The organism is Williamsia sp. Y712 (genome assembly GCF_059445525.1).
On the sequence record NZ_JCAIUN010000001.1, the window covers coordinates 87,084 to 109,231 of the forward strand.

The window sequence follows — 22,148 nt, forward strand, 5'->3', positions numbered from 1 at the left end:
GCTAGTCCACAACAGAAGTTCATGAGGTGACCGATGCGCTACATCTTCCACTATCCAGAACCCAGCGGCCCCGACGCCGACCTCTTCGCCGCCGGACCGATGACCGATGTCGCGGTTGCGGTAGAGCAGGCCGGGTTCGACGGTTTCTCGGTGAGTGAACATCCGATCCCCGGAGCGAAGTGGCTCGCCACCGGCGGACATCAGACGGTGGATCCCTTTGTTGCGCTGAGCTTTGTCGCCGCCGCCACCACGCGGATCAAGGTCCTGACCTATCTTGCGGTCGCGCCCTACCGGAATCCGCTGTTGCTGGCCAAGTCTGCGTCGACACTGGACACGCTGTCCGGCGGACGATTGATCTTGGGCCTGGGCACCGGGTACCAGAAGAGCGAGTTCTTTGCACTCGGTGTCGACATCAACGAACGCAACGAGTTGTTCGACGAGGCCCTGGACGTACTCCCACTGCACTGGAGTGGCGAGCCATTCAGTTACCAGGGCAAGCACTTCAACGCGCGTGATGTGAGGTCCCTGCCCCGTCCGGTCTCTGATCCGATCCCGATCTGGGTCGGCGGCAACTCCAAACTGAGCCGCCGCCGCGTTGCAGAGCGGGCACAGGGCTGGATGCCGATGTCCGGTGGAGCAGAACTCAGCACCACGGCCCGCACCCCCGCGCTGGGATCCAGTTCCGAACTGGGCGACAAGATCTCGGAGGTGCGGGACGCCGCCGCGGCCGCCGGGCGCACCGAACCGATCGACGTTCTCTACTCCTACCAGGCCGATGGACTGACAACTCCCGCCGTCGATGCCGACCGTCACCGCGAGAATTTTGCCGAGCTCGAGAAGGCCGGCGTCACCTGGATCGTCGTCTCCCACCCGCCGGCCGGGTCCTACAGCGAGACAACCGAGTTCCTCGACGCTTTCGGATCGACATACCTGTCATGACCTGGTTCGAAGAACGCGCCCGCCTCGCAGGAAGCGTCGCGGTGATCACCGGCGGCGCCGGAGGTCTCGGGGAGAGTATCGCCGCCGACCTCGTCGCCAACGGTGTTCGGATCGCCGTCATCGACATCGATCCCAGCGCCGTCGAGGCGTTGCGTGAGACTCTCGCCGACGGCGGCCACGAGGCCATCGTGCACCACGGTGATGCCCGTGACCCCGACACGCTGGCGGCTTTGTTCACAGCTGTGGATGAACGCTGGGGACAACTGGACACCCTGGTGAACATCGTGGGCGGAACCTTCCGGACACCGTTCACCGAAAGCAAACCGAAAGGCTGGGACGCACTCCTGCGCACCAACCTTCACCACGTGTTCCACGCCTGCTCGCTGGCGATCCCACGGATGCAGGCCGGCGGTCGCGGCGGCAGCATCATCAACATCACCACCATCGAGGCGCACCGTGCGGCACCCGGGTTCGCGGTGTATTCGGCGGCAAAGGCGGCGGTCGAACAGTTCGCCCGCACCTTGTCGGTGGAGGTTGCCCCGGATCGGATCCGGGTCAACAACATCGCGCCCGATTTTGTGCCGACACCCAGCCTGGACAAACTCGGCGGTGGCGGGACACCAGCGATGGCCACGCCGATCGGCGCCCGGATCGCCATCCCGATGGGCCGGGTCGGCCATGTCACCGATGTCTCGAACTGCGTGGTCTTTCTCGCGTCCGGACTGTCGGAGTACATCACCGGAACGACACTGCATCCCGACGGTGGCACGCTCGCCTCGTCGGGATGGTTCAACTGGCCCGACCACGGATGGGCGAACTACGCCCCGGCTTCGGTTATAGACCAGTAGAACTCGGACTGATCACCTGTTCGGTGATCAGTCCGAGTTCGCACCAGCTGATTGTTCTTCGTACTATTTGATGTCGGCCATGGTCATTCCGACGTCAGCCAGCGTCATGGGTGTGCCGTAGTCGGTCGTGTACTTGTAGGCGGGGACGTCGCAGCGGTAGAGACCGTTGTCCGGCTTGAAATCTGCGGCCTCCCAACCATCGGGTGTGGCCTGCTCGACGTTGAAGCAGGGCGACGGCGGAGCAGGCTGCGCCAGGTTCTGTGGCGCGGTCAATCCACCGCCGGTCCACGCTGTTTCAGCCTTCGCGGCGTCGTAGACACAGGTGCGGGTCAGGTCGTCGCCACAGCTCGCGGCGGACTTGGCAAAGAGCAACCATGCCGACATCGCCCGAATGGCGGGCAACGTGATCTCGGCATCCGGGGCGTACTTCTCATACAGCGCCTTGAGCTCGGTGATGGCCGGCTCGTCACTGTCGAGCGGTGCCACGCCACCCATGTCGAGGTAGTTGTTCTGGAAGTCGAGGGAATCGGCTGCCAGCTCGATGAACTGCGGGCCATAGGCGTTGTTGTTCGTATCGATCCAGTCCAGCTTGTAGTCGAGTGAGGTCAACACACTCTCGAGCTTGGCCAGCTGCTTGAAATCGCCATAGAACTGGAGTCCCTTGACATTCTTGCTCTTGATCGACTGTGCGTACGGGGTCCAGTCCGAGACACCCATCGCGGGGTAAAGGTCGTTGTAGACGTAGGTGCCACCGGCAGCCTCTGTGGATTCGATGGCCTGGGCGCCAATGTCTTTGGTCAACGGCGAGTCACCGTTGATGATTCCGATTGCATTGGCCGAATCCGGGTAGGCATCCTTGATCAGCCAGGTCCGGAACTGGAAGTAGGGGTCGTAGCCCACGGTCTGGCTGGGCGAAGCACTGACCTGCAGCTCCGAACCGGTCACCGTTGGCTGCACGGTCTGGCCCGGGAAACTGGGCAGCCCACAGGTCAGCCGTTCTTTGACCCCGAGCCCGTCCAGTGCACTGCCACCACCGACGAGCGCGAAGTCCTCGCGGCAGGCGGCGATCATCTGCTGGCGGGTTTCCATCAGCTTCGAGTCACGGGTGTTCGCCACCAGAGTGCGACCGTTGATGCCACCGAGGTCGTTGCACCAGGACGTGAACACCTTTGCCGCCTCGACGAACTCAGGATTCTTGGTGAAGCCCACATCGGAGAACACCCCGACCTTGATCTCACTGTCGGTGACACCCTGCGTCGGCGATCCGGTGGCGGAGCCGTCCTGACAGACGTCGGACAGGGTGCCGAAGTCGCTCGACGCGGTCTCCGAAGACGCGGTCCCTCCACCACCACCTCCACCCTCGTCACCGTCGCCGCTTCCACGGTCACTACTACATCCGGCAACAACAAGCAGTGCGGCGGCCGACACGGCCACGAGCATGCGATGCGGTTTCAACTGTTCCTCCTCGATCGTGGCCCCCCGGTAGCGCGGAGCCTATCCCCGACGAGTACCGGAGCGGAGCAGTTTGAAACTTTATCCTTATAAGGTTAACCAGGAATGGTCGAACAGCCTGGCTGACCTGCGTCTTTTGGCCAATGATCGGACAGCACGTAAAGGTCAGTACAACCCGCCATCGACCCGGATCAACGACGACGTGGTGAAGGTAGACGCTGCGCTGGCCAGGTAGAGGGCAGTGGTCACGATTTCCGACGTCTCGCCCGGACGCCCAGCCGCACTGCGCAAACCGGTACGCGCATCGTCGCCCCACCCTTTCGAGATATCGGTCAGGAACGGTCCGGCCGAGATCGTGTTGACCCGTACATTCGGGCCGTATTCGCGACCGAAGACGCCCGCCAATGTGTTGAGCGCCGCTTTCGCCCCGGCGTAAGGACCGAATTTCGGTGCCGGAAAGAGTGCACCTGACGACGAGATGTTGATGATCGATCCACCGTCACCGTCAGCCATCCGACGACCGACCAATGAACCAAGTCGGAACGGCCCCTTGAAGTTCACGGCGACTACCTTGTCGAAGAGCTCCTCGCTCGTCTCCTCCGAAGACGGGGCCACCGGCGACAAACCAGCATTGTTGACCAGGATGTCGATCTTGCCGAAGTGCGCATACGCCGTCTCCACCAGTGCGTCGACGTCTTCCCACTTGCCCACGTGAGCACTCACCGGCAACGCCTTTCGGCCGAGCGCCTCCACTTCGCGAGCCGTCTCCTCACATGCAGGAAGCTTGCGACTGGCGATGACGACGTCGGCCCCGGCCCAGGCAAAGGCCAGCACCATTTCTCGGCCGAGACCGCGACTGCCACCTGTCACGAGGGCTACTTTGCCCTTCAACGAGAACAATTCAGCGAGATCGGCAGCGGGTTCCGGGGTTGCATTCATGCCATGAGAATAGCATTCTGATTACTTAGATCGTTATTCTCATGCGCATGTTCACAAGGGAGCCAGTTGATGCAGGGACTGCAGGACAAAGTTGTCGTGGTGGCCGGGGCCGCCACCGGACTCGGGGCCGACTCGGCACAGCGATTGGCCCGAGAAGGCGCGAAAGTAGTTGTCGGTGACCTCAACTCAGACGGCGCCGAGAAGACCGCCGCCGCGATCAACGCCGCGGGCGGCCAGGCGGTTGCCGCGCAGTTCGACATCGCCGACGACGTTTCGGTCAAGGAGCTCATCGCGTTTGCGGTGGCAACCTTCGGCGGACTCGACGCCGTACACATCAATGCCGGCGACATGGCATCGGTGACCAAGGATTCCAACGTCGTCGACATCGATCTCGATGTCTGGGACCGGACGATCTCCGTGAACCTCCGTGGCCACATGTTGGTCAGTCGGCACAGCATCCCGGAACTTCTCAAACGCGGTGGCGGCTCGATTGTCTACACGTCCTCGATCGCCGCGTTCACCGGCGATGCGCGCAGACCGGCCTACTCCGCAACCAAAGCCGGGATCAATGCCCTTGCCCGCCACGTCGCCTCGGGTTGGGGCAAGGACGGGATCCGGGCAAACGCCATCACCCCTGGCCTGATCCTGACCGACGAGATCAAGCAGGGGGCCGACCCAAAGATGCTGGAGGGCATGCTGCGTGGCAACCGCAGCACCCGGTTGGGTGAAGCTCGCGACGTCTCGAGCATGGTGGCCTATCTGATGTCCGACGACGGCTCCTGGATCAATGGCCAGGTCGTCAACGTCGACGGCGGCACCGTTCTCCGCTGATCCTCTCGCCACCACCCCCTCGGGCCGCGCGTGCCGATGATCACCGGCACGCGCGCAGGGGGTCAGAGTTTGATGGTCACACACTTGACCTGACTGTAATGATGCAGCGCCTCAACACCTTTTTCGCGCCCGTAGCCACTGTTTTTCCAGCCACCGAACGGAGTCTGGACCGACGCCGTAGACCAGGTGTTCACGAACACCTGACCAACCCGGAGACGGTCGCTCACCGTCAATGCGCGGGAGACGTCCGTGGTCCACACCCCGGCAACCAGTCCGTAGTCGGAATCATTGGCCAGCGCAACGGCTTCGGCGTCGTCGTCGAATGGAATCACCACGACGACGGGACCGAAGATCTCTTCGCGGGCGATCCGTGCCGAGTTGTCGACACCGGTGTAGATCGTCGGGTCGATGTAGAACCCGCCGGTCTCGCCGGCAACGGTCGATACCGTGCCGCCGGATGCGGTGTGGGCCCCATCGGCTTCGGCGACCTTGAAATACTCCTGCACCCGCGAGAACTGATCTCGGGTGATCAGCGGGCCGATATCGCGGCCCACTCGCACGTTCGCAGCGCGGTCGACCAGTCTGCGCACCACCTCGTCATGGACCGAGCGGTGGACAAGCAATCGGGTGCCGGCCGAACAGACCTGGCCGGCGTTGGCGGTGAAGGCCTGTAGCGAACCGGCAACGGCCGCATCGAGATCCGCATCGGAGAAGATGATGTTGGCCGACTTCCCACCCAATTCGAGGGTGAGCGGAATGATGCGTTCGGCCGCGATCTTGCCGATCGCCCGGCCGGTCGGAACCGACCCGGTGAAAGCGACTTTCGCCACCGACGGGTGCTCTACCACCGCGGCACCGGCATCACGCCCGTTGCCGAGCACCACATTGAACACTCCCGGCGCAAAACCCACTTCGGACGCCAACTGCGCCAGCCGCACAGTGGTCGACGATGTGTACTCGGACGGCTTGACCACCACCGTGTTTCCGGCAGCCAGCGCAGGAGCGCAGGCTCGCGCCGCCTGGTTGAGCGGCACATTCCACGGCGTGATCACACCGACCACGCCGAAGGGCTCACGCCGGGTGTAGACATGCTGATCCGGTGCCACGTCCAGCGTCTCACCGACCGGCATCCCGATCAGGCCCCCATAGAAATCGAAGTAGGTGGCCGAGCCCTCGACCTCGCCCAGTGCCACCGCCTCGGGTTTGCCGGTCTCGCTGATCTCCAGCTGCGCGAGCTCCTTTGCGTTGTCGCGCATCGCACGTGCGAGGTCGGAGAACAACCGGGCGCGGGCCAGCCCCGGGACCTGACGCCAGGCCTCGGCAGCCGATTCGGCCGCGGTGACCGCGAGGGAGATGTCTGCGGCGTTCCCGGCTGCGATCCGGCGAACCTCATTGCCGCTCGCCGGATCTGTGACACCAAGGTATTCGCCTGCCGACGGCGCCGCGTTGGCGCCGCCGATCCAGTGGTCGAGTTTTTGCACGTCTGTCAGGTCCTTCTAACTGGTCGGGGTGAAGACCGCACGCCGTTTGTTGAGAAAATCGTGCGGATATCCGAGCCGCACCCGGGTGGCCGTCTCCAGCCGATCGAGGTGGGTCTGTTCCAACCGTACCGCCAGGGCGCCCAGATTATCTCTCAGCTGCGCAACGGTTCTCGCCCCGATCGACGGCATCAGTCCCTGGCGCATCACCCACGCCAGCGCCACCCGTGCGGGTGTGGTGTCGAGTTCGGCAGCGATCTCTTTCGCCACCGACACGGCCCGTTGACCTGACGGCGACAACTTCGCCGGACCGTCGTCCGAGGATTTGCCCGCCAACAACCCACGCGCCAGCGGACTCCACGCACAGACCGCGATGTCCAGCTCACGCGCCATGGGCATCAGTTCCCGGTCGGGAGTCCGCGCAACCAGCGAATACTCGACCTGCATGGCGCAGAACGATGTCCACCCGCGCAGTTCACTGATCGCCGCCGAGCGAGCGACCACCCAGGCCGGGGTGTTGGTCACGCCGATGGAAAGGACCTTGCCGGACCGCACCAGGTCATCGAGCCCGCGCAGGGTCTCCTCGACCGGGGTGCACTGGTCCCAGGCATGCACCCACAACAGGTCGATGTAGTCGGTGTCGAGGCGTCGCAGACTTGTCTCGACACTGCGACGCAGGCTCTTTCGATGGCTGCCACCCGAGTTCGGGTCGTCTTTGTCCGTCGGCAGCGTGTATTTGGTGCTGAGCACCACGTTGTCTCGTTCGGAGGCAACCAGACGTCCGAGGATCTCTTCGCTGGCCCCGTTGGTGTAGACGTTGGCGGTGTCGACGAAGTTGCCGCCTGCCTCCCGGAAGACGTTGTAGATCTCGGCGCAGGCCTGCTCCTCGGAGCCGAAACCCCAGTCGGTTCCGAATGTCATTGCCCCCAGACACAGCTCACTGACCCGCAGGCCCGATCTGCCCAGGATCCGCACGGGCATCGCAGCGCCGGAACCCTCGACCCCGCTAGGCATCGTCGTCCACCACCCAGTTCACGAATCGATGCAACGGGTACATACCGTCATGGGGGCCACCCATACTGCCCTTCATGGCACTTCCGAGCTTCACCAGACGTTGCACGCCAGCAGTGGCCAGATCATCACGGATCTCGGCCTTTCGATTCGTCGGGTACACGCCAACGGTCTGCGTGGCCACTGTGGCCAACGCCGCAGCGTCGCGCATGCTGTCCACCGGGATGACGTTCACAGTCTTGTTGGTGGGATGGAAGTCGACCATCTCCGGCGATCGGACAACCAGTCCGCGGCCGTCGAATTCACCCCAGACCCGATATTCGGGCTCGAGGAAGCGCATCCCCTCCACGGCCTCCCGGATATCGGAGGCCGGCTTCGGTCCGACGGCCGACGCGAAATCGCGGTCAACACCGAGACGTTCATGGAGCAGCTCGCAGAAGCGATCCACCTGCTCGATGTCCCCTTCGACGCAGATGTGCCGGGCGGCGAGGCAGGCATCCTGATTGAAGATCGTGACGTCCTTGGCGGCCAGCTCCGCGACCTCGAGCAGGGTCTCCTCGGTTTCGAACGCCTCCCGGCCGATGACGGACATCGACACCTTGGGATCAAAAGAGATGAGCCCGAAACCGGGACCCACATATTTCGCCGCGTTCTCGATCGCGGCGCCGCCACCCCAGGCGACCAGCTTGTCGAAGTACTGCGACCGGTAGAGGACACTTTCGACCTTCTCGTCACCGCCCCTCCAGTACACCGCCGACATCGATTGGAGCACTGGATGATCGGGGGCGATGTCGGCCATGGTGCGCAATACCGCGACGGTGGTGAACGGATCGGCCGACGGCATCTTGAACACGTTGACGGCCTTGGTCAGTGCGGCGTCAGCGATCGACGTCATTGCCGCACTCGGCGAGTTGCCCGCCAACATGTGCACCAGACGTGGCGGGAAAGCCCTTATCCGGCTGACGCTTCCGTTCGGATCGGTGTTCTCCACCCAGCCGTCGAGCACCTCGAGGCTTCCGAAGGTCTTCTTCAGCCGGTATTCCATCGCCTCCCTGGTGAGGAACTGTCCCGGCCTGGCAAAAGTGTTCTCGATGATGCGCCGGGGCAGGGCACTGACCTGCAGGGTCATCTCCAGCGATTCCTGCAGGTACTCGTTCTTCTCCAGCGACAGGTGGGAGGCCGTCTCGACCAGGAAGTCGATGATCTCCGACACCGGCATGTCAAAGGCCGGTCCCTGCTCGGTACGTGGCACGAACAGTTCGTTGAACTCGATCTTCGGGGTGACGAAGGGAACGCCGAAATCCCTGGAGAGATACTCGTTGTCCTCACCCCAGATCAGCTTGCCCCGAACAAAGTGCGGTACCCGGATCTTGGATTTGGTCGGGCTCAATGTGGTGGTCACGTGATCGGTCCTCAGTCCTCGATGAATCCGCGCACGTAGGCATCCATGGTGCCGGCGCAGGTGATCTTGTCGTCGTCTTTGAGATCGGAGTAGCGGGCGATCTGGTCCAGGACCGTGGTGCCGGCGCGTCCACAGGGACAGCCATCGAGTTCGGCGATGATCTTGTCCCCGGAAATCGTTCCGCCCCAGCGCCCGTCGACGGTGGTGTCGAAGAACGCCGCACGCCCTTCGACCTGCCCGTCCGAGGCAGGCGCGAAGGTCTCACCGTTCTTGTCGAGCACGAACAGGACCACCTCGGCGGGCACGTGGTATCGCCCGGACAGGCACTTCGGCAGACGCTGATTGAGTTCTTGCATGGAGTAGTAGTGCAGGAAGCGGCTCGGATCGATGTTGAGCATCCGGTAGATCTGCTCGCGGTAGTCATCCGGCAACGACATCCCTTTGAGGCCACCACCGGTGGTCAGCGCATTCTCACCGGTGATGTCACCGTCTTTGCCGCCGATCTCCTTCAGGATCTCGGTCAGCCGGAACAGATTCGGGAACTGCGCGCTGAAGAAGAAGCGTTCGGAGCGACGGGCGAGAATCTGCTCGGCGAGGTAGTGCAACCGGTCTTCGTTCTTCTGCTGGCGCTGTGCGGCTTTCGCCTCGAATGCGGCGATCTCATCCGGCGCGGCGGTGCCGTCGGCCATGGCCCGGCGCATCGCCTGCAGCAGCGCCATGTACTTGTGGTGTCCGGCCGGGGCGGTGCTCGGCGGCATCGCGATACCATCCGGCCTGCCGTAGGCCGCGGCCAGCATGTCCTTGAGCGCAACGTGTGCGGTGAGGCTGGTCTCCGGACCAACCGGGATGAAGTTCCAGATCTGTTGCGGGGGTAGCCCGAGATCGGTCAGGCAGTCGAGCATGTTGGTCGCGTTTGTGTCGAGGTCTGTCTTGGTCTTGTTGAGGAAGGAACCCTTGCCGCTGGTGCCACTGGAACTCGACACCATGTGTCCGGCGGCTTCGAGGCGGCCGATCCAGCCATCGACGTCTTCGACCCCGTCGACATCGACATCTGCAACCCGGTGCGTCGACAGCGAGTCGAGCCACCGATTCATCTGCGACCATTTACCTTTCGCGATGAGCGATTCCGGGTAGCTCTTGTACGTCGTGTGCGGGAACAGCAGCGGGATGAGGTCTTCTCGGGCCCGGATCTGCGTGATGCCTTCGGCGTCAGCACGCTGCCTCAGAACCGGAACCTGCTCGCGGCGCTCCTGGAAACGGGCATCGAGTTGCTCGACGACATCTCGCGGACTCGTGGTCACTGACATTGCTGCCTCCGTGGAATGTGAAAAGTGAGGGGGTGTGGGAACCCGTTTCATTAACCATACCTGCGGGTAAAGTTTTCTGTCCAGGGCCAGAGGTGGCAGACTTTCCCTGGTGACGTCGACCAACTCCGACACACCACCCGGCGGCCCAACCCGCAGCCGCGGCGGCCGTCCGACAAAAGCCCAGGCAGGCGCACTCGATCGCAAAATTCGCGAGTGCGCACTCGAGGAGTTCCTGCAGCACGGCTACGAGGGCACGTCGATGAACGCGATCGCCGCCGCGGCCGGAACCACCAAGCCCTCGCTCTACGCCCGGTTTCCCACCAAGGAGGATGTCTTCCGGTCGGTACTCGGGTGGGCACTGCAGCAACGCGATTGGCCGGAGCCCGAGCCTCCGGCGCCCGATCCGGACGACCTCGAAGCGGCACTGACGGCCGTTGCCCGTGCAGCCATCCGCCGTGCGACGAATCCGTCGATGATCAAGCTGGAGCAGATAGCCATCGCCCACGCCTCGCGCTATCCCGAAATCGCCCGTCGCACATACGGAAGCGGCTTCTGGCCGCGCAAGCAGTTCGTCGTCGACCTACTCGTTCGGCACACCGCAACCGGTTCGATCGAAGCGGACGACCCGGGTGTGCTCGCCGAACTCTTCCTCGGCATGGTCGGCGGCCAGTCGCGACTGGCGTCGTTCGGCATCGTCCGGGACACCACCGAGCAGGACCGGCACATCCGTGCCGCGGTCGAACTATTCCTGCGCAGCCTGCGACCTACGCCGCAGGGGTGACCGCCCTCAGACAGAACTCGTAGATGCGGGCGATGTCTGCCTGCGTGGGTTCGACACGTCGCCACAGGTAGTCGGCAAGCATGCCGAGTGTGGCATGGGCGGCGAGCAACGCATCGAAATCGGGGTCGGTACTGCCGAGTTCGGCAAACGGTTCGGTCAGCAACGACGCCATCGGGCCGTTGGCCGACACCGCGCCCCCCATGCTGTCACCGGCCAGACCACTGGCATTCCAGGAGACCGCGCGGGTGGAATCGGCGGTATCCCCGATCGCCTGCGCGAGCACACCTTCGACCCAACGATGGACCTTGCCCTCGGGGCTCGGCTCCTTGCTCATCTGATGAGCGACGTACTGGCGCAAGCGTGCGGTACCGTCCTCCAGCAACGCCGCCACGAGCGCATCCTTCGACGAGAAGTGCCGATAGAAGGCCTCATTCGACAGACCGGCGGCAGAGACGATGTCGGCAACCCGTGGCCGGGACTCGGTACCCCGCTCCTGGATGACGCTGAGCGCGGCATCGAGCAACCGGCGCACCTCGGCCGCATAGTTGGCACCCCGCTTGGCCAGGCTGCGCTCGGCGATCCGGCTCGCCAGATCGTCGGCCGCGTCCCCGCTCATCTGTTTGTCCACAGCATCAAGATTAATGCCCATCCGTCGGTGGGTACTCGGTGGTGACCTCGAGCAGTCGCCTGGTCGGTGTCGGGTCTTTCTGCGAAAGGTCCGACAACGTGAGCGCACCCGCCCGCGCCGCGGCCATCATCGCCTCGAGAATCGTCGGCAGGTCATCGCCTTCCAGCTCATAGATCGCAACGTAGGGTCCGTCATCGGTGACCGGCGCAAATCGTCGGGCCGAGATGATTCCGTCGATCGCGATCATCTCGGGCAGATGGACCTCGTCGTACCAATGGTTGAACTCGGCGTCGACCGCCTGCGATGCCGGCCGGGATTCGACGTAGTAGATACCCTTTGCCATAACTTGTTACCTTTCAATTGTTTTCGACTGCGACGGTCAGCGCGAACCGGGACCGCGCACGGCGGCACACAGTCCGCCGTCGACAAGCAGGTCGGTACCACTGAGAAAGCTCGCCTCGTCCGACAGCGCGAACGCGACCACCGACGCGAGCTCGGCCGCCTGCCCGAGTCGACCCACCGGCGTCGTCCCGATCCACTCGGTGATCCGGGGATTGTCGGCCGCTTCCTGACGGCCCTGCGGGGTGTCGATGAGCCCCGGGGACACCGAGTTCACGCGACCGCCGAGTGGCCCCAAACGCACCGCTTCCTGTTGCGCAAACCGTTTCACCCCTAGTTTGGCCACGGCGTACGCCGCGCCCGGATGCTCGATCGTCGGCCCGAAGCTCTCCCGGATCCGATCCAGGAAGTCGTGCTCGAGCGGGTGGTCGAGGATCTCCGCGGTGGCGGCATCGATCTCGACCCCGCCGATGGCAGGGGCCATCGACGCAAAGTAGACCCATGCCGTCCCCGCCGTGGTCAGCGGCCGAAACACGTCGGCAAGCCTTGCGGTCGCAACCAGATCGACCGTGAAGATCCGGCGCCAGTCCGCCATCGTCGGGGAAATGCCCGCGACGTGGGCCACCGCCCGCAGGGTCCCGAGTTGGGCAACGCGATCGGCAAGCCGTTGCACACCGTCGGCATCGGTGATGTCGAGGACATGCGGTTCGACGACAGCCCCCTGGGCCGATGACAGTTCCTGCGCCGCGGCCTTCACCGTTGCCTCATCGAGATCGACGAGCACCAGCGTGTCGACCACGCCGGTCAACCGGCGCGCACAGTCCAGGCCCATGCCCCGTCCGGCACCGGTCACCACACCAACAGTGCCCATCAGCGCACCGCCCAGCACTGCTGCAACGACGGCTCCGCCAGGCGGGTCACGAGTTCCATCCGAAAACCGGTGTCACTGCGCAGGAATGCGAAGAAGGTCGAACCGTCCGGACCCTTGCGGGTCACCTCGGTGACGTAGCCGTGTCCCACCAGTTCGGCGACGTCGGCGTCCACATCATCGGACCAGTAACCGGCGTGGTGGATGCCTGCGCCTTCGGCCGGTTCCCAGAAGGTGCCCGGGATGCTGCGCACCACCTCCAGCCTCGGGGTGGTGATCGAGTAGGCGCATCTGACGTCCACCGTCACGTCCCCGGTGGGCAGCGTGACCTCGATGGGAGCCCCGATCTCCGGGCCCCACTGATAGCCGAGGAGCGACGACAACTGCGCCTGGGTCGCCTCCAGATCGTGCGTCACGATTCCGACGTGAAACAGGTCTTCAGCCTTCATTGGTGGTAACCGCCTTCCGTTTGGACACCCTATTCGGAACGATCTTCACACTAATAAGAATTGTGTTCCGTCTCGCCAGAATGATATTCTCACACGGAACGAGGAGGCCTCCATGGCATGGGATTTTGAGACCGACCCGCAGTACCAGGCGAAACTGGACTGGGCCGATGAATTTGTCCGCGAAGAAGTCGAACCACTCGATCACGCGTGGCCACATATGCAGTTCGTCCCGCTCGACGGGGGACGTCGCAAGGCGATCGACCCTCTCAAGCAGCAGGTTCGCGATCAGGGTTTGTGGGCGACCCACCTCGGCCCAGACCTCGGCGGTCAGGGCTACGGCCAGCTCCAGCTGGCCCTGCTCAACGAGATCCTCGGCCGCTCCTCGTGGGCTCCGATCGTCTTCGGCTGCCAGGCCCCCGACACGGGCAACGCCGAGATCATCGCCCACTACGGCACCCCGGACCAGAAGAAGCAGTACCTGCAGCCACTGCTCGACGGCGAATGTTTCTCGAGCTACTCGATGACCGAGCCGCAGGCCGGCGCCGATCCGACGCAGTTCAAGACCAGCGCGGTCCGCGACGGCGATCACTGGATCATCAACGGCTACAAGTACTTCTCGTCCAACGCCAAGACCGCGTCGTTCCTCATCGTCATGGTTGTCACCAACCCCGACGTGAGCGCGTACAAGGGCATGTCGATGTTCCTGGTCCCCACCGACACCCCGGGCGTGATCATCGAACGCAACGTCGGACTGTTCGGCGAGCCGATGGACGAAGGCACCCACGCCCTGATCCACTACGACAACGTCCGCGTCCCCGACAGCGCACTGCTCGGCGGCGAAGGTCAGGCATTCGCAGTGGCGCAAACCCGCCTCGGCGGTGGCCGGATCCACCACGCCATGCGCACGATCGGGTTGGCCCAGAAGGCAATCGACATGATGTGCGAACGCGTCCTCAGCCGCGAAACCGCGGGCAGCCTTCTGGCCGACAAGCAGTTCATCCAGGGCTACATCGCCGACTCGTACGCACAGTTGGCACAGTTCCGGCTGTTCGTCCTCAACACGGCCTGGAAGATCGACAAGTACAACGACTACAAGAAGGTCCGCAAAGACATCGCCACCGCCAAGGTGGTCATGCCCACGGTCCTGCACGACATCGCTTGGCGGGCAATGCAAGTACACGGCGCCCTCGGTGTCACCAACGAGATGCCCTTCCTGACCATGGTGCACGGCGCCGCTGTGATGGGCCTGGCCGACGGCCCCACCGAGGTCCACAAGATGACCGTCGCCAAGCAGGTATTGCGCGACTACAAGGCCACCGACGATCTGTGGCCCACCGAGTGGATCCCTCGCAAACAAGCTGCAGCCAAAGCCAAATACGCCGAATTTCTCGAACTCGAAGTGGGGAACCTCTGATGGACCTGACTAAGCTCGCGGACTGGATGGACCAGGCCGGACTCGGCAAAGGTGAACCGCTCGAGGCCAAGTTCCTGTCCGGCGGAACGCAGAACGAAATCTACAAGCTCACTCGCGGAGAACATGTTTCGGTGATCCGGATGCCGCCGCCCGCCGCGCCTGCCAACCGCGATGAGGGCATCATGCGCGAATGGCGAATCATCGAAGCCCTTGACGGCACCGAGGTTCCGCACACCAAGGCGATCGCTGCCTGCTCCGACACCTCGGTCCTGGGGCGCTCGTTCTACCTGATGGGCTACGTCGACGGCTGGTCGCCGATGGACAACAAGCAGTGGAAGGAACCGTTCACCTCCGACCTCGAATTGCGAAAAGGCCTGGCATATCAGCTGGCCGAGGGTATCGCGCTGCTGTCAAAGGTCGATTGGAAGGCCCAGGGCCTCGGCGATCTGGGCCGGCCCGACGGCTTCCATGAGCGCCAGGTGTCGCGGTGGACCCGGTTCTTCGACCGGATCAAAACCCGTGAACTCGAGGGTATGAGCGAGGCCACCGCCTGGCTGAACGCTCACAAGCCGCTCGACTTCATCCCCGGAATCATGCACGGCGACTACCAATTTGCGAATGTGATGTACAAAGAGGGCGCTCCGGCACAGCTCGCCGCGATCGTCGACTGGGAGATGGGTACCGTCGGCGACCCGAAGCTGGATCTGGCCTGGATGGTCCAGGGCTGGCCCGAGGACACCAATGCACCTGAGGCCGCCACGGCCAGCTATGTCGACCTGTCCGGGATGCCGTCGCGCGATGAGATGATCAACCACTACTCCAAGGTGTCGGGCCGCCAGGTCGACGATCTGGACTACTACCTGGTGCTGGCGAAGTGGAAGCTCGCCATCGTCCTCGAGCAGGGTTTCCAACGTGCCGGTGACGACATCAAGCTGCAGGCCTACGGTCCGGTCATCGAAACCCTGATGCGTTCGGCCGCCGAGTTCGCAGAATCGAGCGACTACAAATCATGAGCACAACAACCGACGAGCTCATCTCAGAGCGGCGCGGCGCCGTCCTGATCCTGCGGCTCAACCGCCCCGAAGCCCGAAATGCACTCACCGGCAGTCTACTTCGCGGCATCGGTACGGCGGCGCTGGAAGCCGAGGCCGATCCGGAGATCCGCGCCATCGTCCTGACCGGCACCGGCGACCGCGCCTTCTGCGCCGGTATGGACCTGCGGGCATTCGCCGAAGGTGGCGACTTCACATCCGAAGGCTTCAGCCGCCTCGCCTCCGGCGACCTCGCCATCCCGGTGATCGGCGCCGCCAACGGCACCGCGATCGGTGGTGGCCTCGAACTGCTGCTGGGTTGCGACATCATCGTCTCGTCGACGGCAGCGAAGTTCGGGCTACCCGAGGTCAAGCGCGGCCTCTTCCCCGGTGGCGGTGGCACCACGATCGGAACCCGCATCCCGATGGGCATCGCATTGGAGATGACTCTGACCGGTGATCTGATCACGGCGCAGCGTGCTTACGAGATCGGTTTGGTCAATGCTGTTGCACCGCAGGAAGACGTGCTCGACGTAGCGATCGGATATGCCGAGCGTGTCGCGGCCAACGCTCCGCTGAGCCTGACGGCCTGCAAGGAACTGGTCCGGCTCTCGGTATCGGACGCCGCGGCCGCAAAGGTCCGTCTGGCACGGCACCAGGAGATCGTCTTCAGCAGCAACGACGCCAAAGAAGGCGCCATGGCGTTCATCGAAAAGCGCGAACCGAACTGGCAGGGACGGTAGAACCAGATGCGCGCCGCCGTGTGCCGGGAACTTGGTCCTCCGGAAATCGTTGAGGTGCAGGATATTCCCGCGCCGACATTGCAAGCCGGCCAGGCCCGAGTCGCAGTTGCCTGCGCCGCGGCGAACTTCCCGGACGTACTCGTGATCGCCGGGGAATACCAGGTCAAGGTCCCCACGCCGTTTGTACCGGGCAGCGAATTCGCCGGTGAGGTCACCGAGGTCGCCGATGATGTCACATCGGTGGCCGTCGGCGACCGGGTGGCCGGGACAGGCATCGTGGGTGCGTTCGCCGAAGAGGTGTGTGCAAAAGCCGCCGGACTGAAGAAGATCCCGGAGTCGATCTCCGACGAGGTGGCGGCCGCCTTCGGTGTCGCACACCGCACGGCGTACCACACGTTGCGCTCGGTGGCCCGTGTGAAATCGGGTGACCACGTGATCGTCCTCGGTGCCGGGGGCGGCGTCGGACTGGCGGCGGTGCAACTCGCCGTCGCGATCGGCGCCACCGTCACCGCCGTCGCGTCCTCGGACGAAAAGCTCGCCGTTGCCAAGGATTACGGCGCCACCACCGTGATCAACCACCGAAACGCCGACCTGCGGACCGCGCTACGCGAACTGGTCCCCGGCGGCGCCGACGCGGTCATCGACCCTGTCGGTGGCGACCAGTCCGAACCCGCATTGCGGGCGCTGGGCCGAGGCGGACGTTTTGTCACGATCGGCTATGCCTCCGGCACCATTCCGCGGATCCCGCTCAACCTCATCCTCGTCAAAGGGGTGCACGTGCTGGGATTCCAGTTCCAGGATCTGCCGCCGGACGAGTACCGCCGCAATGAGGACGAACTCGCCGAACTCCTGGTCAAGGGCACTGCGGTCCCCCACATCGGCGCGACCTACCCCCTTGACGAGGCAGCCTCGGCATTGCGTCTGGTCGCCGACGGTCAGGCGATCGGCAAAGTACTCGTCAAGGTCACCCGGTGAAGTCGGTCATCGTTTCCGGCGTCGGTACCACCGCGATCATCGACATACCCATCCCCAGTCCAGGACCCGAAGATGTCCTGATCAAGATGCGGGCGTGCGGAATCTGCGGTTCGGACGGCTTCTACATCGAGATCGGCGGTATCCCACCGCTGCAGGGCAAAACCCCGCTCGGGCACGAACCGGCCGGAGAGATCGTCGAGGTCGGAGAACTGGTGGTCGGTCTGACGGTCGGCGACCATGTCGTGATCAACCCGATGGCCGACGGCACCGGCATGATGGGTGGTGGTGGACCGGTCGGCGCCCTGTCGGAATACGTCCTGGTCGAGCGGGCTGAAGTCGGAGGCAATCTCGCGGTCGTGCCACCCGAGGTCCCGTTCCACGTTGCCGCGCTCAATGAGCCGATGGCGGTCGCCCGCCATGCCGTGAACCGCACCGGCGTCAAACCCGGCGACACCGTCCTGATCTTCGGTGCCGGGCCCATCGGACTCGGCGCGGTGATCGGATACAAACTCAGCGGCGCGAAACACGTTGTGGTGGCCGATATTCTCCCGTCGCGACTGGAGAAGGCGCTCGCGGTTGGCGCCGATGCGGTGATCAACTCCGCCACCGAAGACGTCGGAACTCGACTACTCGAACTACATGGTCCGGGCACCACCGCAACCGGCAAACCCCGCGCAGGCACCGACATCTACCTCGATGCCGCCGGAGTTCCCGAGGTGCTGCACATCGCGATGCAGTCGGCCAAACAGAACGCCACCGTGGGCATCGTCGCCGTGCACAAAGCGCCTGTCGAGGTCGACTTCGGTTTCCTCCTCGGCGCTGAGATCAACATCGTGACCGCGATGGGTTACCCCGATGAGATTTTCCAGGTCGCAGCGGAGATCGCCGACCACTGGGAAAAGTTTGCGGTGATCGTCAGCGACCAGTTCGACTTCACCGATGTCGAGCAGGCCCTGTCCACCGCATCCACCCCGGGTGCCGCCGACAAAGTGGTTGTCATCTTTCCTTGAACCGGCTGCACCACAAGAACATCCACGAGAGGGCGAACCTTGAGCGACCAGTTGCGGGAGCAGAAACGCGGGCGACGCATCGCCATGACACCGGAGGAACGCGAGGTGTTCCTGAACGAGAACCGCACCTGCCGGGTGGCAACGAGCGGCATGAACGGCGCCCCGCACATCTCAGCACTCTGGTACGTCTGGGACGGCCAGGTGCTGTGGCTCAATTCTCTTGTGAAAAGTCAGCGCTGGACCGACATCGTTCGCGACCGGAGGGTGTCGGTGCTCGTGGACTCGGGCGACGACTTCTCCGATCTGTGTGGCGTGGAGATCATCGGCAACGCAACCCCGGTCGGCGAAGTGCCGAGGACCGGTGAGCCGGTCGAAGAGCTCATCGCCCCAGAAGCAGCATTCGGCGCGAAGTACGCCGGCGGCAGGTTCGGTTACGACGGACGGCATGCCTGGCTTCGAGTTGTCCCGGAGAAGATCGTCAGCTGGGACTTCCGGAAGGCCGGAAAGTAATGGCGGTGGCACCTCACGCCGATCGGACATCGAATCGGCGAAACCACAACCATCGAATCGGTTCGGTGGCCACAATGTTCTCGTGAGCGGAGCAGCCGGGCGGCCCACGCCGTCGTCGACACCCGTACGGGCAACGATGACGGTGGTGCCCGCCTTCGCCACCAACGATCAGCTCGTCGACGCTGTCCGGCTGGTGAAGCAGGAGCGCCTGCGAGCTCGAAGCCGCGACCTGCCGTACCGGCTGGCCGTCCTGGGCACCACCACTGCCGATCTCGTCGAGCATGCCGGCGGCCTGCTGTTCGACCACATCATGGCGGGCTGGGTTGTCACGGTCCTGGTTCCGCCGGAGGCCGATCCGCGACCGCTGCAGATACTCGGCACCCGGATCCTCGACGTGGACACAGCCCTTGCGATGGATCTCGAGCCGGCACTTGCGTCACGTCGCCACACGCCTTGGCCCCAGAAGGTCGTGATCGCCGGCGACCTGTGCGTCCGCAACACCCGGCTCCGCGAGGCCGTTCGTCAATCCTTCGACGAGGGTGACACCAACACCATGTTGTGGGGTCCGGCTCGGCCCGCGGTGGACCGCGACGACGTCACTGCGGTCGAACATCAACTCAGCAACGCGGCCCGCGCTTTCAAGCGGCATGCGCTCTCGGCCACGGCAGCCTCCGCAACAGATGTCGCGCACTCAGAATCCTTCTTGGGCAACAAGTTACGCACCAAGGCGCCACCGGCGCTACATCTGGCCTGAACAGAGTGCACTGAAACCGCGAAAAAACCTGGGCCCCAACACATACGTGTCAGGGCCCAGGTCAGAGTTCGGGGTTGTCAGGCCGGAACGAGATCCGACAGACCCTCCCACGAATGGGTCTTTCCGCAGCGGAACACCTCGGAGAGTCCAACGGCGTCGGCAGGCAGAGACGCTGCTGCGAGCGCCTGCGCCTTGAAGGCCCTGGCGGCGACGCTGAGGCGGTGCCGCACCGTTCCGATCCGGCTGTCGAGTTCCGATGGCAGGCTATCTCCCCACAGGGTCACCTCGGTCTCACCGTCTTCGAGGATCTGCTGCACACCCTGGCGCACCCGATCATCGCGCTCGTAGAGCGAACCCGCGGTGACCACGGCCTGCGGATGGAAGCCGAGTCCACGCCATTCGAAGGCCGCCTCGAAGTCGACCGTCTGCGCGCCGAGGATCTGCAGGGCCCGTGCGGTCGGATCGTCCTGCACCAGCACCGTGACGTCCCAGCCGGCCATACCGCGGTCGAACACCAGACCGCCCGCGTACTTGATGACCTCGTTCGCCGTGGGCGCAACGACCACCAGGCGGTACTTCACGAACTCGTCACCCGCTCGAAGTCCTTCGCCAGCGATCGTGCGTACTCCCTGAACACTTGCGTCAGTGGAATTGATTGATCCAGCAGCCATGATGTTTCCATCCCGTTGAGAAAGGCGACTATTTCGACGGCCTTCAAATCTGCATCGAAGTCCGTCCGGTATCGACCATCGACCTGCCCGCGCCGGATACCAGCGGCAACGGTGTCAATTGCGGCGTGATACCTGGCGAGCAGGCGATCATGCAGCGGCGCATCAGGTTCGAGGTTCTCCATCTGGAGAACCGCAAACGTTCCTATCAATTCCGGGGATCGTTCGAATCGCTCGGCGACCCTCACGATCCCATCCAGCAGATCGCCTGCGCGATCAGCATGTTGGTCGTCGTCGGCATCACGCATCTCGAGTACCGCATGCAAGAGCTGCGCTTTGGACTCGAAATGGTGGAGCAAACCGGCGGAGCTGACGCCGGCTTCGGTGGCGATCTGCGACAGAGTCGTGTTTCGCCACCCATTGCGGGCAAGCAACCGCTGAGCGACCTCGAGAATCTGTCGCTTGCGCTCCTCGCCTTTGACGAGAAGTGCCTCATACGGCCGATCGCGCGCCACTGATCTCCTTCGCTACAGCCAACCAACTGAACAGATAGTAGGTTGGATTCCGCCTTGTGACAAGGGTCTCATCAAATTTGATCTGGGTTGCAGATCACAGACCGAGCGACTTGGCGATTATCACCTTCATGACCTCGCTGGTACCTGCATAAATGCGTGCGACCCGGGCGTCGAGGTAGAGCCGTGCGATCGGATATTCGGTCATGTATCCGTAGCCACCGAAGAGCTGCAGGCAACGATCGACGACCCGTGCCTGAACTTCGGTACAGAAAAGTTTCACCCGTGCGGCGTCTGAACCGGACAGTTCGTCGTCCACGAGATCGAGGACAGCCCGGTCGACCATCGCCTGTCCGGCCTCGATCTCGGCCGACATGGCCGCGAGTTCGAACTTGGTGTTCTGGAACGACGCAACCGGCGTACCGAAGGCCTTGCGTTCCTTCACGTACTCGATGGTGGTCGCCACGGCCGCCCGCGCTTGGGCAATCGATCCGACGGCCACCGTGATGCGCTCCTGTGGCAGATTCCGGCCGAGATATCCGAACGCCTTGCCTTCCTCACCGAGCAGGTTCGCCACCGGCACCCGGACGTTGTCGAACGACAGTTCGACGGTGTCCTGGACTTTGCAGCCCATCTTGTCGAGCACCCGGCCGCGCTCGAATCCGGGCATGCCGTCCTCCACGACCAACAGTGACAATCCACCGCGACGGTTGTCCGGATCGGTCGATGTCCGGGCCAGGACGATCACCAGGTCGGCGAGCAAACCCCCGGTGATGAATGTCTTCGCCCCGTTCAGCACGTACTCGTCGCCCTCGAGGACGGCATTGGTGGTGACGCCTGCGAGGTCGGAGCCGGTACCCGGTTCGGTCATCGCGATCGCCGACAACAGGGTGCCCTTGGCGAGTCCAGGGAACCAGCGAGCTCGCTGGTCCTCGTTGGCGTACTCGAGGAAGTACGGGAGGATCACGTCGAGTTGGGTCCGGACGGTGCTCAGGGTGACGAGCGCTCGTGCCGCCTCCTCTTGGAGGATGACGTTGTAACGGTAGTCGCGAAGGCCTGCGCCCCCGAACTCCTCGGGGATCGCGATACCCAGCAGGCCCAGCGATCCGAGCTCGGCGAAGATCTCGCGCGGCATCTGACCGACCTTCTCCCAGGCCGCGTACTCCGGAACGATGCGCTTGCCGATGAAGTCGCGCGCCAGCGCCCGGAACTCCTCGTGGTCCTCGGTGAATACTCCGCGTCTCATTTCGCTTCCTCTC

General features: G+C 63.8%; 24 protein-coding genes. 11 read left to right on the forward strand and 13 right to left on the reverse strand.

What is annotated here, in order from left to right:
- Positions 1-33: 33 nt before the first annotated feature.
- Positions 34-939, forward strand: coding sequence for an LLM class F420-dependent oxidoreductase (locus AC1D75_RS00430; RefSeq protein WP_495513373.1), 906 nt, complete (start codon positions 34-36; stop codon positions 937-939).
- Complete coding sequence (locus AC1D75_RS00435; RefSeq protein WP_495513374.1) at positions 936-1,787, forward strand: SDR family NAD(P)-dependent oxidoreductase; 852 nt, start codon at positions 936-938, stop codon at positions 1,785-1,787. Before AC1D75_RS00430 ends, AC1D75_RS00435 begins: the two co-directional genes overlap by 4 nt.
- A gap of 63 nt (positions 1,788-1,850) precedes the next feature.
- On the opposite strand, the gene AC1D75_RS00440 is transcribed toward AC1D75_RS00435, so the two are convergent.
- Together AC1D75_RS00440 and AC1D75_RS00445 are read right to left on the reverse strand one after the other, a co-directional pair.
- The gene (locus AC1D75_RS00440) at positions 1,851-3,227 is read right to left on the reverse strand and encodes an ABC transporter substrate-binding protein (RefSeq protein WP_495515931.1); all 1,377 of its coding nucleotides are present in this window, start codon (positions 3,225-3,227) and stop codon (positions 1,851-1,853) included.
- A gap of 177 nt (positions 3,228-3,404) precedes the next feature.
- Positions 3,405-4,178, reverse strand: a complete 774-nt coding sequence (locus AC1D75_RS00445; protein WP_495513375.1) for an SDR family NAD(P)-dependent oxidoreductase — start codon at positions 4,176-4,178, stop codon at positions 3,405-3,407.
- A gap of 69 nt (positions 4,179-4,247) precedes the next feature.
- Here AC1D75_RS00445 and AC1D75_RS00450 point away from each other — a divergent pair, with 69 nt between their 5' ends.
- Entirely contained in the window at positions 4,248-5,009 is a 762-nt protein-coding gene (locus tag AC1D75_RS00450) for an SDR family NAD(P)-dependent oxidoreductase (protein WP_495513376.1), read from the forward strand.
- 62 nt (positions 5,010-5,071) lie between these two features.
- Here the strand turns inward: AC1D75_RS00450 and AC1D75_RS00455 are convergent, their stop codons facing one another.
- Genes AC1D75_RS00455 through AC1D75_RS00470 form a run of 4 tightly spaced genes read right to left on the reverse strand, consistent with a single transcriptional unit; the run spans position 5,072 to position 10,207 of the window.
- Positions 5,072-6,490 carry an aldehyde dehydrogenase family protein gene (locus AC1D75_RS00455; protein WP_495513377.1) on the reverse strand — a complete coding sequence of 473 codons (1,419 nt, stop codon included), beginning with the start codon at positions 6,488-6,490 and terminating at the stop codon, positions 5,072-5,074.
- A 15-nt stretch (positions 6,491-6,505) separates the two neighbouring features.
- Positions 6,506-7,501: an aldo/keto reductase gene (locus AC1D75_RS00460; protein ID WP_495513378.1), complete on the reverse strand. Its 996-nt coding sequence runs from the start codon at positions 7,499-7,501 to the stop codon at positions 6,506-6,508.
- A complete protein-coding gene (locus tag AC1D75_RS00465; protein ID WP_495513379.1) occupies positions 7,494-8,900 on the reverse strand; it encodes an acyl-CoA reductase in 1,407 nt (468 codons plus the stop codon). Before AC1D75_RS00465 ends, AC1D75_RS00460 begins: the two co-directional genes overlap by 8 nt.
- An 11-nt stretch (positions 8,901-8,911) precedes the next feature.
- A complete protein-coding gene (locus AC1D75_RS00470; protein WP_495513380.1) occupies positions 8,912-10,207 on the reverse strand; it encodes a hypothetical protein in 1,296 nt (431 codons plus the stop codon).
- Positions 10,208-10,316: 109 nt separating this feature from the next.
- On the opposite strand from AC1D75_RS00470, the gene AC1D75_RS00475 reads away from it, so the two are divergent.
- Positions 10,317-10,988 (forward strand): TetR/AcrR family transcriptional regulator, encoded by a 672-nt coding sequence (locus AC1D75_RS00475; protein WP_495513381.1) that lies wholly within the window; start codon positions 10,317-10,319, stop codon positions 10,986-10,988.
- Here the strand turns inward: AC1D75_RS00475 and AC1D75_RS00480 are convergent.
- Genes AC1D75_RS00480 through AC1D75_RS00495 form a run of 4 tightly spaced genes read right to left on the reverse strand, consistent with a single transcriptional unit; the run spans position 10,972 to position 13,272 of the window.
- Positions 10,972-11,604 (reverse strand): TetR/AcrR family transcriptional regulator, encoded by a 633-nt coding sequence (locus AC1D75_RS00480; protein WP_495513382.1) that lies wholly within the window; start codon positions 11,602-11,604, stop codon positions 10,972-10,974. The two genes, AC1D75_RS00475 and AC1D75_RS00480, sit on opposite strands and share 17 nt — an antisense overlap.
- A 22-nt stretch (positions 11,605-11,626) precedes the next feature.
- Complete coding sequence (locus AC1D75_RS00485) at positions 11,627-11,959, reverse strand: hypothetical protein (RefSeq protein ID WP_495513383.1); 333 nt, start codon at positions 11,957-11,959, stop codon at positions 11,627-11,629.
- 36 nt (positions 11,960-11,995) lie between these two features.
- Positions 11,996-12,826 carry an SDR family oxidoreductase gene (locus tag AC1D75_RS00490; RefSeq protein ID WP_495513384.1) on the reverse strand — a complete coding sequence of 277 codons (831 nt, stop codon included), beginning with the start codon at positions 12,824-12,826 and terminating at the stop codon, positions 11,996-11,998.
- The gene (locus AC1D75_RS00495; protein WP_495513385.1) at positions 12,826-13,272 is read right to left on the reverse strand and encodes a VOC family protein; all 447 of its coding nucleotides are present in this window, start codon (positions 13,270-13,272) and stop codon (positions 12,826-12,828) included. Before AC1D75_RS00495 ends, AC1D75_RS00490 begins: the two co-directional genes overlap by 1 nt.
- A gap of 112 nt (positions 13,273-13,384) precedes the next feature.
- On the opposite strand from AC1D75_RS00495, the gene AC1D75_RS00500 reads away from it, so the two are divergent.
- The 7 genes from AC1D75_RS00500 to AC1D75_RS00530 all read left to right on the forward strand — a co-directional run bounded on the left by AC1D75_RS00500 (position 13,385) and on the right by AC1D75_RS00530 (position 19,709).
- Complete coding sequence (locus tag AC1D75_RS00500; protein ID WP_495513386.1) at positions 13,385-14,686, forward strand: acyl-CoA dehydrogenase family protein; 1,302 nt, start codon at positions 13,385-13,387, stop codon at positions 14,684-14,686.
- Positions 14,686-15,699, forward strand: coding sequence for a phosphotransferase family protein (locus tag AC1D75_RS00505; RefSeq protein ID WP_495513387.1), 1,014 nt, complete (start codon positions 14,686-14,688; stop codon positions 15,697-15,699). The genes AC1D75_RS00500 and AC1D75_RS00505 overlap by 1 nt, the downstream gene beginning before the upstream one ends.
- Positions 15,696-16,460, forward strand: a complete 765-nt coding sequence (locus tag AC1D75_RS00510; RefSeq protein ID WP_495513388.1) for an enoyl-CoA hydratase-related protein — start codon at positions 15,696-15,698, stop codon at positions 16,458-16,460. The genes AC1D75_RS00505 and AC1D75_RS00510 overlap by 4 nt, the downstream gene beginning before the upstream one ends.
- A gap of 6 nt (positions 16,461-16,466) precedes the next feature.
- Complete coding sequence (locus AC1D75_RS00515; RefSeq protein WP_495513389.1) at positions 16,467-17,435, forward strand: NADPH:quinone oxidoreductase family protein; 969 nt, start codon at positions 16,467-16,469, stop codon at positions 17,433-17,435.
- The gene (locus AC1D75_RS00520) at positions 17,432-18,445 is read left to right on the forward strand and encodes a zinc-dependent alcohol dehydrogenase (RefSeq protein WP_495513390.1); all 1,014 of its coding nucleotides are present in this window, start codon (positions 17,432-17,434) and stop codon (positions 18,443-18,445) included. Before AC1D75_RS00515 ends, AC1D75_RS00520 begins: the two co-directional genes overlap by 4 nt.
- A 51-nt stretch (positions 18,446-18,496) precedes the next feature.
- Positions 18,497-18,955 carry a pyridoxamine 5'-phosphate oxidase family protein gene (locus AC1D75_RS00525; RefSeq protein WP_495515932.1) on the forward strand — a complete coding sequence of 153 codons (459 nt, stop codon included), beginning with the start codon at positions 18,497-18,499 and terminating at the stop codon, positions 18,953-18,955.
- Positions 18,956-19,037: 82 nt separating this feature from the next.
- Complete coding sequence (locus tag AC1D75_RS00530) at positions 19,038-19,709, forward strand: hypothetical protein (protein ID WP_495513391.1); 672 nt, start codon at positions 19,038-19,040, stop codon at positions 19,707-19,709.
- Between the two features lie 77 nt (positions 19,710-19,786).
- On the opposite strand, the gene AC1D75_RS00535 is transcribed toward AC1D75_RS00530, so the two are convergent.
- The 3 genes from AC1D75_RS00535 to AC1D75_RS00545 form a co-directional block, all read right to left on the reverse strand.
- The gene (locus AC1D75_RS00535; RefSeq protein WP_495513392.1) at positions 19,787-20,290 is read right to left on the reverse strand and encodes a hypothetical protein; all 504 of its coding nucleotides are present in this window, start codon (positions 20,288-20,290) and stop codon (positions 19,787-19,789) included.
- A complete protein-coding gene (locus AC1D75_RS00540; RefSeq protein WP_495513393.1) occupies positions 20,287-20,892 on the reverse strand; it encodes a TetR/AcrR family transcriptional regulator in 606 nt (201 codons plus the stop codon). Before AC1D75_RS00540 ends, AC1D75_RS00535 begins: the two co-directional genes overlap by 4 nt.
- A gap of 94 nt (positions 20,893-20,986) precedes the next feature.
- The gene (locus tag AC1D75_RS00545) at positions 20,987-22,135 is read right to left on the reverse strand and encodes an acyl-CoA dehydrogenase family protein (protein ID WP_495513394.1); all 1,149 of its coding nucleotides are present in this window, start codon (positions 22,133-22,135) and stop codon (positions 20,987-20,989) included.
- Positions 22,136-22,148 lie beyond the last annotated feature (13 nt).